This window comes from Staphylococcus sp. HMSC62D11 (genome assembly GCF_001839145.1).
GTDB classification, from domain to species: domain Bacteria; phylum Bacillota; class Bacilli; order Staphylococcales; family Staphylococcaceae; genus Staphylococcus; species Staphylococcus lugdunensis.
This window is the reverse complement of record NZ_KV840205.1, coordinates 314-15,259: the sequence shown is the minus strand read 5'-3', so window position 1 is coordinate 15,259 and position 14,946 is coordinate 314. Positions and strand designations below refer to the sequence as shown.

Below are 14,946 nucleotides of genomic sequence, written 5' to 3'. Positions count from 1 at the left end.
AAGTTTTAAATCACATGTTTTATAACATTAAATTAGTCAGCGTAAATCTCATCTAATGGTTTAACAATAATTTGATTGATTTCTTGGAATACTTGACTCATTTTTTGTTCTGCTGCCATTAACTCAGAAATATTTTCATCTTTTTCAATTTCTTGAGCTTGTTCTTGCGCTTTTTGCAAGTCTTCTTCTGGAATTTCTTCACCTTGCATTTGTTTTTGTTGGAAACTCATTTGTGTTTCACGGAATTCATCAAATAATTTTTTTGAATCTTCATTAGCTTTTACTTTAGAAAAAGCATCTTTGATTGCTTTATATTCATCACTATCTCTTAATGCTTGTTCTAATTGGTTTGCATAATCATATAAATTTACTGCCATGTTGTATTGACACTCCTTCTAAAATTTATTAACAACTCTTTAATACTTTAACATAAACTGATTGCTTACACAAAGATTGCGACTATACCTTGTAGTAGCCCTATAATGCCGCCTAATAAAAAGCCTAATGACATTATTAAATTTAATTCTTTTTTAGCAATATCAATTATTAAACGTTCTATATAATCTAAATCAAACGTATTAATTTGTTCTTCAATTACTGCTCTTAAATTAAACTTTTTCATAATAGTAGCTAATTCAGTAGATAGAAATTGTATAGCGACCTGTGTCAGTTGTTTAGCAATATGCTGTTCTAGATAGTTGAATAATTTAGGTGCTAAATCACTTAGTGGTATATTGACTTTATTTGAAACAGCAGCCATTTCTGCACACGATGTAGCTATTTGTCTTACTTGTTCCATTGAGACGATTTCATTTAACTTTTTCCCTTTAAAAGTAGTATATTCGTTACGGATAATATTCTTCAATATGGCATTTGCCTTAGGGTGATGAGTTAGGCGAATTAATTCATGCTGAATACGTTCGGCAATACTTTCCTTTGTCATAAACATTTGTAATAGTCCAATAATTTTTCCTTTTTCTAAAAAGAAAGTATCTAACATGTCTGCAATATCGTGTCTCCCGCGTGTCGATGTTAAATAACGATGCACTCTATCAATCAGCAATGCTTCTAATGTATCTATTTTATCTTCTGCTAAATCCATCATGCTCTTAGGCAGTATATCTTCAATCGTTTTATGTTTGTGGTCCTTATAAAACTGAATAAATAGTTTCTCGACTTCAGAAGGCATTTTACTTATAACAAAATGTTCCATATCAAAGTTTAATTTTTGAGCTACCTGTTGCAATGTAACTCGATCTTTGCGTAATCGACTAATCTGATGTTGAATCATATCTTGAATGGATTGTTTAGTTTCAGGTTGCATTAGTTTTTGACGGATAAGTTTTTCGGTTAAAAGGTGTTCTTCTATAACTTGACCTATTTTAGTTGCAATTTCACCGCGCCTTTTAGGAATTAAGCCGGGTGTAAATGGAATACGAATTTTCAAGAAATAGTGAGGTCGATAAGGGTGGAATAACATTCGAATAGCAATTATATTGGTTATACCTCCAATAATCGCACCAATGACAACCATAAATAAAATAATTAAAAAAGCATGCATAAACATATACTCCTATTGTCTTATCATTTTGTACCGCATTATATCATACTAGCATTCTAATGCTATGAGATGACACTATAACAAAAATTAAAATGAGGATAAGACTCGAATAACTTGTCTTACCCTCACATATCCATTCCAATTAAGTGCTTTAATCTAATGGTTTGAATGACTTAATCCATTATCGATTCTCTTGTCACTCAAATGTTGTTATTAAACATGTAGTAATTCGTCTTTTGCATTACGAGTAAAATATGTTTCTGCTTCTCTCAACTTAGAAGTCCCAAAAATAGGCTGTTTATCTGGGTTTAATACGCGATAAATATCGCTAACTTTATTGCCTTGTAATATGTAACCATAGCGTGATTCTAATGTATTCCAGTAGATATCACTTGTTGTTTCGTGGTTAGGATATGCACAATGATTACGTGAAATTGTTTGTACAATTTCTAAAGGATCACAACCAAATGTACTATTTAAGACATCTGAATTTCTAAATAGTGCACAAATTGATACACAAGTCGTCCAATTTGGTAAAACACGTTCTTTTTCAATTTGAACTAATGTCTTTTTTGAAAGTCCAATGGTTTGAGCCATTGTATCTTGAGTATAACCGGCTTCTATTCTAACCATTTTAAATTTTGTTTGAATTAAATCTGTAAAACTCTGTCTATCCATTATATTATCTACCTTTCTGTTAGGGAATCTTCTATAATTTTTTCCGGACACAAGAAATTGCAATAATACACATTTCTTGAAACACAAATTACATCTTAATATATTTTTCGCAAAATTAAAAGAGTGAATTTTACTTTACTGACTTTTTTTATAAAGACAAAATTATCTAAATAATCCAACACTTTGATTTCAGTATCAAATCAAGTTATTTTGCATAGCATAAATAGCAGCTTGAGTACGATCTGAGACTTGTAACTTATTAAAAATGTGACTAACATGCGTTTTTATTGTTTTTTCTGATACAAATAATGTTTCAGCAATCTCTCTGTTTGTTTTTCCTTTGACCATTTCTCGTAAAACGTCAATTTCTCGTTTTGATAATTTATTGGTATAATGCGGTTTTTTAGCCACAGCTTCCATTACAGTTTTGGCTTCTGGGTGAATAATGCGTTCACCTGCTAAAACACGTCGTATTGTTTCAATAAGCTTTGCTGGTTCTACATCTTTCATTTCATAGCCATCTGCACCCTTATTTATCGCAGAAATGACATGTTCGTCATCTACATAACTTGTTAATACCAGCACTTTGATGTCAGAATAGTTCTTTTTTAAAAATTCAGTCACCTCAATACCATTCATCTCAGGCATTACCAAATCTAATAAAACAATATCAGGTGGCTGGTTCTCACTTAAATAACTTATAAATGATGCACCATTCGCAAAGCTTTCAATGACATTGAACTCTTCAACTGTTGATAACAAAAATTCTAATCCTTGTCGGACAATATGATGATCATCTACGAGTATGATATCCGCCACAGAGACAACTCCTTTGCGTAATTATGTTAATGGAATTTCAATATAAATTGCGGTTCCTTGTCCTACTTCTGCGTGTATTTCAATCTTGCCTTTCATTGAACCGACCCGCTGTTTTAAATTTTTCAACCCTAATGATTGATTATCAGTTACCTGAGTAATATCAAATCCTTTTCCTTGATCCACAATAGACATATAGAGCATGTCATTGTGCTGTTTAATAGTTACATCAACATCTTCTGTATTTGCATGTTTCTTGACATTATTCATCGCTTCTTGAGCAATACGATATATATTTTCCTCAATGGTATTAGGTAATTTAATCAAACCATCTACAGAGACATTTAAGTTTATTTGTAGTAGTTCACTATAGTGATATAATGCATGAACTAGTCCTTGCTCTAACCCAACTGGTTTCAATTGCCATATTAATGAACGCATTTCATTTACTGCTGATTGGCTGATATCTTCAATGGTTTGAAATGCTTTTTGGGCAGATTGATCCGTTGTCATGCCTTGGGCAGCATGAGCGGTAATCTTTAGAGAAAATAGCATCTGATTAACTGAATCATGTAAATCTCTAGCTAGTCGGTTACGCTCATTGACACGCGCACGTTCTTTTTCTTTGTTGGTAAGTAAGATACGTTTAATTGCAGAGCCAATTTGAAAAGCGACAGATTCTAAAAGTTCTAAATCATCATCACTATATGTATGTTTATGAGGAGCTGCAACATTAAGCAGCCCAAACTGTTCATCTCCTGATTTGAGTGGCACCGTTGCATGATGTGTGATGTCTTCTGTTTCATCGCTATAGGCTTGGGCGGCCAAATTTATACGCGAACAATTGATAATATTAGATGCCTTTGTCAGTTTATGGTTATGATATGCACGTACACACCAACATGAACCTTCATGCATAAATTGACACTGCTCACGCTGTAAAGCACCAGGTAAATCCGAATCAGCAACCAATTCATGATGTCCACTGTCATCAATAAAGAAAATCCAACCAGTAGTAAACTGGCTGCCCTGCAATAAATAATGCAAAGCACCATTCATCATACTATACATTTCTGTTTCTTCATTTAAAAATTCCGCTATTTCTTTTAGCAATGCCAAACGAGAAGGTTGTGACATAAAATCTCTCCAATTACCAGCCATATTATTTATATTATACATGTGTGGTTTTAATTTTAAAAATAAATTTTATTGATCATTCTTGTAAAATGATGAAAATAAAACAGTTACACGTTATGTTATTCAAAAATTATGATAAGATGATAGAGAATGCGTAGGAGGATTCTATGAAATTTAAAATATCTGAAGATTATAACAACCTAACATTAAGAGAAATTTTTCAAACTTTAAAAGTTCCTAAAAAAGATTTACATCAGCTGAATATGTCAAAAGAAATTACGATTAACAACGCACCTGCTAGATTAAGTAATCAAGTCCATACCATGGATTGTGTTGAAATTCCTACTGATGAAGAAAAAAGTAATTATTTACCAAGTTATCGTTACGCTCAAATTTATTATGAAGATGATGATTTAGCTATCGTAATGAAACCAAAAGGCGTCAAAACGCATCCTAATGATCTAAAAGAAAGCAACACATTAATGAACCACATCATTTATACATTAGATAGTGAGTATGCTGAACCCATACATCGTTTAGATCAAGAAACAGTTGGGTTACTCATCATTGCTAAAAATCCACTTATGAAAAAAATTCTTGACCGAATGCTAGAGGACAATAAAATTACTCGAATCTACAAAGCAAACGTTAATGCACTATTGCCCATAAAACCTCAAACTATAGATATGCCAATAGGTAAAGATAAATTCCATCCCAATAAGCGTCGCATATCTAATACTGGACAACGTGCCATTACACATATACTTGCTTCCACAATGTTAAAAGAAGGTGTATGCCAGTTAGATATTAAGCTAGATACAGGACGCACACATCAAATTAGAGTACATTTAGCTGAAATAGGACACCCTGTTATTGGTGACCCTTTATATGGTGATTCAAAACTACGAAAATTAGAATTAAAAAGTTATCAAATTGATTTTGTCCATCCTTTAACTCAACAGTTTATATCAGTTAACTTAGATGACAATCCTATTACCAAATAAACATTGCGGCCTCAGTAACGATACTATGAGTTATTACTGAGGCTCAGCAATTTATTATTGCCTGTTAATGAGGATCAACCATGCTTTCAGGTTTTATCCATGTTTCAAATTGAGCTTCTGTAACATAACCGGAAGCAATTGCAGATTCTTTTAAGGTTAATCCTTCTTTATGCGCTTTTTTGGCAATTTGTGCTGCTTTTTCATAACCAATATGTGGATTTAAAGCAGTTACTAGCATTAATGATTGATTTAAATAATTATTAATATTTTCTTCGATTGGTTCGATACCTTTCGCACAGTTATCGTTAAAGGTTTGCATACCATCAGCTAATAAATAAATGGATTGTAGTATGTTGTGTAAAATGACCGGTTTAAAGACATTCAATTCAAAATTACCTTGTGAGCTAGCAATACCTACAGTCGTATCATTGCCCATGACTTGAACTGCCACCATAGTTAACATTTCACATTGTGTTGGATTCACTTTACCTGGCATGATAGATGAACCTGGTTCATTTTCAGGGATAGCAATTTCTGCCAAACCAGCTCTAGGACCAGAGGCTAACCATCGAATATCATTAGCTATTTTCATCAAATCTGCAGCAAGTGCCTTTAATGAACCGTGCAATTGCACAACTTCATCATGTGATGTTAATGCATGAAATTTATTTTCAGATGATACAAATGGATATCCTGTGTTTGTCGCAATATATGTCGCCACTTTATCTCCAAATTGTGGGTGAGCATTAATACCAGTACCTACTGCAGTTCCACCAATCGCTAAATTTAATATGTGACATTTTGACTCTGCTAATAATGTCTCACACTTTTCTAGCATATAACGCCAACCACTTATTTCTTGTCCTAAACGAATAGGTGTTGCATCTTGTAGATGTGTCCGTCCAATTTTAATAATATGATTAAATGAATGTTCCTTTTCTTCAAAAGTGGTACGTAATTGCTGTAAAGCGGGAACAAGTTTGGTTTCAATTTCATGATAAAGTGCTACATGCATCGCAGTTGGAAATGTGTCATTAGAACTTTGTGATTTATTGACATCATCATTGGGATGGATCTGCTCATCGCTTTGTTGTTCTTGTAAATATTGATTAGCCACGTAACTTACTACTTCATTCACGTTCATATTACTTTGTGTACCACTGCCTGTTTGCCACACTACCAATGGAAAATGATTGTCTAAATTACCATTCAAAATCTGATCACACGCATACACAATGGCATTTGCTTTAGCATCACTTAACTTTCCTAATTCGTGATTAGCTAATGCAGCAGCACGTTTCAATTGCGCAAAGCCGTAAATCACTTCAATAGGCATTTGTTCTTTGCCAACTGGAAAGTTACGTTTACTACGTTCCGTTTGTGCCCCCCAATACTTATCAGCAGGCACTTCTATTTCTCCAAATGTATCATGTTCAATTCGTACTGACATACGTGTATCTCCCCTTATCAATTGATTGTTTAACAGTAGTATAGCACTATTTAAAATCAAAGGGCAACGCGCAAATAAAACGTTTTCACTAAAATCCAATTAAGTATAGTTAATCGATATTATTCCTTTACTCAGTGTATTTATTTTTGACGGCTTGCACTGTTGCAAAAGCTGACATGATATATAAAATGACACTTAAAGTTAAGGTAATTGGACTGAATGAGATTAACAAGCCTAATATTCCATTGAAATTGCTATATAAATGATCAAGTGTGTAACATAGTATCCCCGTAACTAATAAAATGCACACAACACTAATCACTATGCCAATGCGATTACTCTTTAAAAAAGCAATTGCATTAACATCATCTACAAGTCCTTTAGATAAATTAAGCTGTAACTTCACAACTTTAAATAATATAGGTAAATATAAAGCTCCCAAAGCAATCGGGAAACCTTTAATTGAAATCAAACTAATAATTATCGTTAATATGATGATATGTAACCAATATTTGCTGAACATTCGCTTTCTCCTCTAAATGTTTTCTTCTAATTTTAGCATAAAATCTGACGTGCTTCAGATTAAATTAAAAAGGAACGAGATAAGTCATTTTGACTTTATAATCTCGTCCCTTTTTAATTATATTATATAGTATTTACATCATAAGCATTCATTACAAATCATTTTGTTAGTCTTTATGAATTTGAAGACTTTGATGTATCATGCGATTGATTAACTTTTTCTTCGTCATTTTTCTCTGAGATGTGTTCCATTTCTTTGCCCAGCTCTTTTAAGTCTTCTAAATTTTCAACCATCGCATTCTCTTCCTCATGATAATTTAAACGACTCTTTTTTTCTTTTGACATTAAAATGACCTCACTATATTATTCATAATCGCTTTTACTTTAAGCAAACCGATCAGTAAAGTAATGACGTACATCTTCTGGCAAACCTTCAGCTGCCGCTTCGTCTAAAATAACCGTTACCATACGATGTGCTTTTAAATCAGCAGGTTCAAAATTAGATTTTCCATTTTCATTATACAGTTTTTCTACTACTTCTTTTTTATTATGTCCTGTAATGACTAAGATAATTTCTCTAGCATTTAACAATCCTTGACGTAGACTGATATTAAGGTTTCCTTGATCATCAATTGAAGCTACTTGTAATATTAGTTTCCCTTTATTATCTTTTGTTTTGATTTTATCAGAGATAAACGCTTCAGCATCTTGATCGTATGAGATAGGATAAATTTGACTCTCAGGAACCCCCAGCGCTTTGAAATATTCTTGATTTTGATCATAGTCAAGAATGTTAATTTGGCTGAAGTCAACCGCATGTTGGTCAACATTCTTTTTAAGCATATCAAGTACTGGTGATGCCTCTTTGTTTAAATGAAATCCAGCAATTGTAGTAGGATTATTGTTAAATTGTTTTCTAATGATATCTGCTGAATACTCTGCAACTTGATCTTTATTTTCAAATACTTTAAAGTTCATTGCCATTTTTTATTACACTCCTCAATTATAACTTTAATAAAAATTAATGATATTAATTGTATATTACCCTATCTAAGGCTATTAAAACTATGATATATCATCGCTTTTTAATATCAATATAAATATATCATTAAATTACAATGAAATAAATTAAGTCACTATTTCCCTTATTTATGACAAACCGTAAAATTTTTGTTGTCTTAATGCTTCATAAATAAGCAAAGCAGCTGTATTTGATAAATTTAAAGACCGTATATTACTGTTCATTGGAATTCGTAAGGCAGTGTCAGCATATTTTTCTTTTACCCATTGTGGCAATCCTGTAGTTTCACGACCAAATATAAAATACAAATCGTCATCACGATCAGAGAAATCAAAATCACTATATGTTTTTTTACCAAATTTAGTTAGTAAAAAGTATTTACCTGAAGTTGTTTCAAAAAATGATTCAATACTTTCATGATAAGTAATATTTACAAATTTCCAATAATCTAGACCTGCACGTTTCAACATTTTATCATCAGTACTAAATCCGAGTGGTTTTATTAAATGTAAATGTGTGTCAGTGCCAGCACATGTACGAGCTATATTACCTGTATTAGCAGGTATTTCTGGTTGATATAAAACAATATGATTTGTCATTTTAATTTCTCCTCATTTCTAAACCTTTTATCATTTCTTGTTGTACTTCTTCAACTTCTTCAGCAAAATGTGCATCGATAAATGATTGCGCATTATAACCATCGATTTGTCCTATTGCCCAGTAAGCTGTTGCTCTTATCATTGGTCTTTTATCATTAAGTGCAACTTCTTTTAATTCGGGTAGTGCTTCTTCGGCTTTAAAATGTGCTAAGGCAATAATTGCATTTCTTTGAATAGGTTTCTTTCCTCGCCACGCACCAGCTAAATGTCCATAAGTATTTTTAAATTCTTTATTACTCATTTGTAATAATGGAATTAATCTTGGTTTTAAAATTTCTGGTTCTAGAATAATATCATCGTGTTCAGTATTGATCCCTTTATTTTTAGGACATACTTGTTGACACGTGTCACAACCATATAAACGATTCCCTATTTTATAACGATATTCATCAGCTAAATATCCTTTTGTTTGTGTTAAAAAGCTAATACACTTTTGACTATTTAGTTGTCCGTTACCAACTAGAGCACCTGTTGGGCAACGATCAACACAAATTGTACAATCACCACAACTATCTAAAATGGGATCATCTGGTTCAAAAGGAATACTAACTAACATTTCTCCTAAATATGACCAAGTTCCCAATTCTGCATTAATAATAAAGCCATTTTTTCCAACAAAACCTAGACCTGCACGCTCAGCTACAGCTCTATCCGATAAAACACCTGTATCAACCATACTTTGGATTTCAACATCAGGTACTTTACTTTGAATAAATTCAGCTAATTTATTTAGTCTATTCCGCATAATTGTATGATAATCTTGTCCCCATGAAGCACGTGCAAACATACCTCTGCGATCACCACGTACACTTTTAGGCGCACCTTTTAATTTATTAGGATATCCGACAGCAATTGCGATGATAGAGCGCGCAGTAGGCAAGCTAAGCTTTGGTTCTGTTCTTAATGCTATATCAGATTCTTCAAATCCAGATGCGTAACCTTTTGCATGATAATCTTCTAATTTTTGCTTCAATTCATCAAATGGATCAGCTGTAGTAAAACCTATTTGATCAATTCCAATGCTGTGCGCAAATTGAATAATTTCTGTTTTTAAATGAGCTGTATTCAACTCTAAGCCTCCCATTGAAAATTTACATAAGTCATTTTACCACAATTTCACACTAACACTTGGATAAAAATTCACAAATGAAATTGAAATTGATAGAACTATAAATTTTTCATTAATCAAAACATGTTAATCTTTAAATTAAAATACAAGATGGGACGTAAAATCAAAAAAACAGCACAAAGATGGTTTTAAATAAATCAACTTTGTGCTTCTTTTATCTTCAATAATTTGTACTTGAAAAAACTATGCTTTATCTTAATCCACTTAATATAATAATGAAGAATCTGGAACATAATTATGTTTTTAACCTATGACTAAATATTGGCAGTAGTTGAATGGATAGAAAATGCGCTTATACCAAGCATTTTTCAATCCTTGTCAACCTTACCAAGAGGCAGGATAGAATTTCATAATGAATTCTATCCTGCTCCCTTCAACTTGTCAGAGACATCTATGTCACAATATCACTAGACTATGATAATACACGTGATAAGAAATTTTGAGTTCTTTGTTCTTTTGGATGTTCAAATATATCTTCAGGCTTGCCTGTTTCAACAACATAGCCATCAGCCATGAAGATAACTTTATCACTAACATCTTTCGCAAAACTCATTTCATGCGTTACTATAACCATTGTCATACCTTCTTTAGCTAAAGATTTTATGACTTTTAACACATCATTAACAACTTCTGGATCTAATGCAGATGTTGGTTCATCAAATAATATGACGTCTGGATGCATTGCCAAAGCTCTAGCAATTGCGACTCTTTGTTTTTGACCTCCAGAAAGTTGATTCGGATAATTTTCAGCTTTTTCCGCCAAACCAACTTTTTCTAATAAATTATGTGCTTCTTTTTTTAACGTGTCTAAATCACCTTTTTTTAATAATTTCGGTGCCATGTATATATTTTCAAGTACTGTTTTGTGTGGAAATAAGTTAAAACTTTGAAAAACCATTCCCATATTTTGGCGTAATTCATTTAAATTAACGTCTTTACTTGTTAATTCTTTTCCTTCAAAAATTACATGTCCATCTGTTGGTTGTTCAAGTAAATTCATACATCTTAATAATGTACTTTTACCGCTCCCTGATGGCCCAATAATGGATACAACTTCACCTTTATGAACCTCTAAATTTATATCTTTGAGTACTTCATTTTTATCAAACGACTTAATTAAATTTTTAATTTTAATCACTGGCCTTCATTCTCCCTTCAATTAAAGTCATAATTCTAGATAATGAGAATGTTAAAACAAAATATAATCCCGCAGCTAGTAGTAATGGTGTAAACGGATCAAATGATATGCCTTGAACAACTTGAGAATTAAACATAACCTCACTCACACCAATTGTTGATACGATTGATGACTCTTTAATCAATGTCACAAATTCATTTCCTAAAGCAGGTAAAATGTTTTTAATCGCTTGTGGCATAATGACATTTTTCATTGTTTGATTGTAATTCAAACCTAAACACTGAGCTGCCTCCGTTTGTCCTTTATCTACTGCATTGATACCAGCTCTAATAATTTCAGCAATATATGCTGATGAGTTAATAATTAAAGCGATTATCCCGCAAATAAATGCTGAAATATCTAATCCTAATGCAGCAGTAGTACCAAAGAACACAATGAATACTTGCACAAGTAATGGTGTTCCTCTAATTATTTCAATATAAGCAGCAGCTATCCACGAAATGATTTTAATTTTACTCAATTTTGCTAATGCAATTAGCGTTCCCAAAACTGCACCAATAATAACGCCAATAGCTGATAATATAATTGTATTGACTATACCTTTAACGAAGAAACTGCCATATTTAGTAAAAAAGTTACCATCATCTGACATTTCTTTAGAAGCTTTGTCCATATATTTATCAATTAAATTATGATCTTTGACATCTTTAATCGATTTATTGATATGTGCCATTACTTCTGGAGAATCTTTAGGTATAGCTATAACTGTTGACTTTTTATCCTCATTAAATTTCACAGATGCTAAAGTTAATTCTTTATTTTGCTTTAAATATGCTTCTGCTACTGGTTTCTCAATTACTACCGCATCTACTTTATGACTTTTTAAAGAAAGAATAGCATCTGGTAAACGCGTCAAAGAAGTGATACTTGCGTTTTCTATTTCAGTCTGTGCAATTTTTTCTTGCTCAGTAGATTTTTGAACAGCTATTTTTTTATTAGCTAAATCTTTTAATGAATGATACTTTTTAGCATCACTTTTCTTGACTAAAACCGTATTATTAGAATACATATATGGATCACTAAAATCGACTTCTTTTTTACGTTCAGGTGTTGAAGTCATTCCTGAAATGATGATATCAATTTTTCCTGTTTTTAATGCTCCCAATAAACTATCAAACTGCATATTTATAATTTTTAGTTTAAGATGGTTATCTTTAGCAATCTTTTTTGCAAGTTCAATATCTACACCAGCATATTCATTTTTTCCATTAACATTATGCTCAAATTCCATAGGTGCATAATCTGCTGATAAACCAACCTTTAGTTCTCCACTTTCTTTAATTTTCTCCCAATTTTTATCCTGTTCTGCATGTGCAATCGGTGTTATGTTGGCTATCATTAAACCACATACTATGGCAACAACCATTAACAACTGTATTAACTTTTTCATGATTGCCCCTCCTTTTCGATGTTCATTATTATACATTTAAATAAATATATATGCAATAGCTTTTTTAAAAAAAGAGTACACAAAATGAAATAAATCATCTTGTGCACTCTTTTATATCACTGTATATATGCTCTTTATAAGCAAATATTACTGCTTTGGAATTTCAAATCTATAAATATCGTTAGTATAACCAGGAATGATTTTTTTGCATAATTCATGTATAATAAATGCGCTAGCAAATGGTATGATAAAATAACCAAACGCTAATAAGATTATATTCATAGTTACATCGCCAGTCATACGATTTAATGCATTTATTGGCCCTACTAATCCTGTATAACCAAATCCTGCAGAAAGTGGTGTCCCTTTTATACCAATCGAATAAGCAATTACTCCACCAATTACGCCATTAATAGCCAAAGGAATCATAATGATAAGATGTTTTAAATAAACTGGTATCATCATTTTTGCTGCACCGATTAACAATACAATATTGACACCCGCTGAATTTACCCTTAATGAGCCAAATATGAAAGTTACGCAAGCTGCTACTATACCCATATTAGCCGCACCACTTCCCAAACCATCTAAACTAATAGCCGTTGCAATAGCTACTAAAGAAATCGGTGTAACCATTAATAATGAATAAGTGACACAAATCAGAATAGACATCAGCAATGGATTAAGTTCAGTAAATGAATTAATCATATGACCTAATGCCTTAGTTATAGTTTGAACATACGGTAAAGTATACAAGCCAAATATACCGCTTAAAACAGGTATGGCAACAGGTAAAATAATCATCTCTAAAGATCCAAATTTATTCTGAAAAATTAAATATAAAAAACAAGCAACAATTACTACTAAAATAACATTAATTATATCGCCGATACCTTTTAAGGTAACCCCACTAGTTGTAATATGTATCGCACCAGAACCTAACATTGCAGAAGTTCCAATCAGCGTAGCACCAGCACCATTAAATTTAAATTGATGTGCTGCTAAAACACCTATTATAAATGCCATAAATGATTGTATAACAGTAACCAATTGAAAAATCATACCCAAAAATTGGTAATCATCCTTAAATAGCTTTAATAACTCCCCCAATAAGGCATTAGGCAACAGCGCAATAACTACTCCGGCCCCTACAGCATTCAATATATTACTAAAGAAACCTTTTACATTAACATGTTGTTTAGTCATTTCAAACCTCCAATAATTACATTAGATTAATAATATTATACTCATCGGCATTAAACAACCAAAATTTTCATTAATCGTAAAAAATCAAATATAGTGATATAAACAGGACCTCAATTCTAAGACTATAACGTCTTTATTAGCTAATTCAACAAAGATAATGACTGATTAACCAAATATTCCATTTCACTAGCAACTCTTAAAAATTACAATATCTTATTCCAATTTAGTATTACCTTTATAAAATTGTATATCTTGTACTAAGGTTTAATTACATGTAAGTATCAATTTATAATGATTTCTCAAACTTTTTATAATATCTTTCTATCATATCTAAGTAAAAATTAATCAAAAGTTTTAGGTTTCCAATGATAATATAATTGCACAAGTCGAGGGAAAGCTACTAGTTACAATCCCTCTTAAAAATATGTAAAAAATTTTGTTACTACAAGTTTTGGCAAAGAATCATTACTACAGAAATATGCTCAACAGTTGGCTCTATTTCAATATATGGTCTATGAACTATCGTCGCAAAATAGCTTTATGACTTATTAGGATTTCATTTGAATTTTTCACATAATAAAAAACCTCTAAACACTACAATGTTTAGAGGTCAATATACCGGCGGTCGGGGTCGAACCGACACTCCAATAAAGGAACGGGATTTTGAGTCCCGCGCGTCTGCCAATTCCGCCACGCCGGCACAGTTATAAATAAAAAACTTCCTGTTGGAAGCAATATTGGAGCGGAAGATAGGATTTACACCTATATCTCATTCCGGGAAGGAATGTGTTCTAAAAGTTGAACTACTCCCGCATAACCTGGAGGCGGCAACCGGATTTGAACCGGTGATAAAGGTTTTGCAGACCTCTGCCTTACCACTTGGCTATGCCGCCAATAACTGGGCTAGCTGGATTCGAACCAGCGCGTGACGGAGTCAAAGTCCGTTGCCTTACCGCTTGGCTATAGCCCATTAATAATAAGGGCGGTTGAAGGGAATCGAACCCTCGAGTGTCGGAACCACAATCCGATGCGTTAACCACTTCGCCACAACCGCCATGGCAGGGGCAGTAGGAATCGAACCCACATCAAAGGTTTTGGAGACCTCTATTCTACCGTTGAACTATGCCCCTATTTAAAAATATGGAGGGGGGCAGATTCGAACTGCCGAACCCGAA

Annotated in this window: 15 protein-coding genes and 6 tRNA genes; 1 reads left to right on the top strand and 20 read right to left on the bottom strand. The window is 32.5% G+C overall.

Annotated elements, in window-relative coordinates; genetic code table 11:
• Positions 1–32: 32 nt before the first annotated feature.
• From HMPREF3267_RS11430 to HMPREF3267_RS11410, 5 genes are all read right to left on the bottom strand, one after another.
• Positions 33–377, bottom strand: coding sequence for a YlbF/YmcA family competence regulator (locus tag HMPREF3267_RS11430; protein WP_002458766.1), 345 nt, complete (start codon positions 375–377; stop codon positions 33–35).
• Positions 378–442: 65 nt separating this feature from the next.
• Positions 443–1,561 (bottom strand): DUF445 domain-containing protein, encoded by a 1,119-nt coding sequence (locus HMPREF3267_RS11425; protein ID WP_062077810.1) that lies wholly within the window; start codon positions 1,559–1,561, stop codon positions 443–445.
• 213 nt (positions 1,562–1,774) lie between these two features.
• A complete protein-coding gene (locus HMPREF3267_RS11420; protein WP_002458764.1) occupies positions 1,775–2,239 on the bottom strand; it encodes an XRE family transcriptional regulator XdrA in 465 nt (154 codons plus the stop codon).
• Between the two features lie 195 nt (positions 2,240–2,434).
• Complete coding sequence (locus HMPREF3267_RS11415; RefSeq protein WP_002477980.1) at positions 2,435–3,058, bottom strand: response regulator; 624 nt, start codon at positions 3,056–3,058, stop codon at positions 2,435–2,437.
• A 21-nt stretch (positions 3,059–3,079) separates the two neighbouring features.
• Positions 3,080–4,192 carry a GAF domain-containing sensor histidine kinase gene (locus HMPREF3267_RS11410; protein ID WP_060795476.1) on the bottom strand — a complete coding sequence of 371 codons (1,113 nt, stop codon included), beginning with the start codon at positions 4,190–4,192 and terminating at the stop codon, positions 3,080–3,082.
• A gap of 167 nt (positions 4,193–4,359) precedes the next feature.
• Here HMPREF3267_RS11410 and HMPREF3267_RS11405 point away from each other — a divergent pair, with 167 nt between their 5' ends.
• Positions 4,360–5,196, top strand: coding sequence for an RluA family pseudouridine synthase (locus HMPREF3267_RS11405; RefSeq protein WP_070866806.1), 837 nt, complete (start codon positions 4,360–4,362; stop codon positions 5,194–5,196).
• Between the two features lie 64 nt (positions 5,197–5,260).
• Here the strand turns inward: HMPREF3267_RS11405 and fumC are convergent, their stop codons facing one another.
• From fumC to HMPREF3267_RS11335, 15 genes are all read right to left on the bottom strand, one after another.
• On the bottom strand, positions 5,261–6,646 hold the full coding sequence (fumC, locus tag HMPREF3267_RS11400) for a class II fumarate hydratase (protein WP_062077812.1): 1,386 nt from the start codon (positions 6,644–6,646) through the stop codon (positions 5,261–5,263).
• Positions 6,647–6,773: 127 nt separating this feature from the next.
• Positions 6,774–7,169 (bottom strand): hypothetical protein, encoded by a 396-nt coding sequence (locus tag HMPREF3267_RS11395; RefSeq protein ID WP_037545575.1) that lies wholly within the window; start codon positions 7,167–7,169, stop codon positions 6,774–6,776.
• Between the two features lie 173 nt (positions 7,170–7,342).
• Positions 7,343–7,513, bottom strand: a complete 171-nt coding sequence (locus tag HMPREF3267_RS12555; RefSeq protein WP_002458758.1) for an SAS053 family DNA gyrase inhibitor — start codon at positions 7,511–7,513, stop codon at positions 7,343–7,345.
• Positions 7,514–7,552: 39 nt separating this feature from the next.
• The gene (locus HMPREF3267_RS11390; RefSeq protein WP_002458757.1) at positions 7,553–8,152 is read right to left on the bottom strand and encodes a 6-phosphogluconolactonase; all 600 of its coding nucleotides are present in this window, start codon (positions 8,150–8,152) and stop codon (positions 7,553–7,555) included.
• Between the two features lie 165 nt (positions 8,153–8,317).
• Entirely contained in the window at positions 8,318–8,788 is a 471-nt protein-coding gene (gene trmL, locus HMPREF3267_RS11385; protein WP_002458756.1) for a tRNA (uridine(34)/cytosine(34)/5-carboxymethylaminomethyluridine(34)-2'-O)-methyltransferase TrmL, read from the bottom strand.
• 1 nt (position 8,789) lies between these two features.
• Positions 8,790–9,932, bottom strand: coding sequence for a tRNA epoxyqueuosine(34) reductase QueG (gene queG, locus HMPREF3267_RS11380; protein ID WP_103284502.1), 1,143 nt, complete (start codon positions 9,930–9,932; stop codon positions 8,790–8,792).
• A 457-nt stretch (positions 9,933–10,389) separates the two neighbouring features.
• Positions 10,390–11,115: an amino acid ABC transporter ATP-binding protein gene (locus tag HMPREF3267_RS11375; RefSeq protein WP_002477975.1), complete on the bottom strand. Its 726-nt coding sequence runs from the start codon at positions 11,113–11,115 to the stop codon at positions 10,390–10,392.
• Entirely contained in the window at positions 11,108–12,565 is a 1,458-nt protein-coding gene (locus HMPREF3267_RS11370) for an ABC transporter substrate-binding protein/permease (RefSeq protein ID WP_062077816.1), read from the bottom strand. Before HMPREF3267_RS11370 ends, HMPREF3267_RS11375 begins: the two co-directional genes overlap by 8 nt.
• Positions 12,566–12,712: 147 nt before the next feature.
• Complete coding sequence (locus HMPREF3267_RS11365; protein ID WP_002458752.1) at positions 12,713–13,771, bottom strand: PTS sugar transporter subunit IIC; 1,059 nt, start codon at positions 13,769–13,771, stop codon at positions 12,713–12,715.
• Positions 13,772–14,387: 616 nt separating this feature from the next.
• Positions 14,388–14,471, bottom strand: a tRNA-Leu gene (locus HMPREF3267_RS11360).
• 38 nt (positions 14,472–14,509) lie between these two features.
• A tRNA-Gly gene (locus HMPREF3267_RS11355) sits at positions 14,510–14,584 on the bottom strand.
• Positions 14,585–14,590: 6 nt separating this feature from the next.
• Positions 14,591–14,664 (bottom strand) — tRNA-Cys (locus tag HMPREF3267_RS11350).
• Between the two features lie 5 nt (positions 14,665–14,669).
• Positions 14,670–14,741, bottom strand: a tRNA-Gln gene (locus HMPREF3267_RS11345).
• Positions 14,742–14,752: 11 nt separating this feature from the next.
• Positions 14,753–14,825 (bottom strand) — tRNA-His (locus tag HMPREF3267_RS11340).
• Positions 14,826–14,827: 2 nt separating this feature from the next.
• Positions 14,828–14,901 (bottom strand) — tRNA-Trp (locus tag HMPREF3267_RS11335).
• Positions 14,902–14,946: the final 45 nt, after the last annotated feature.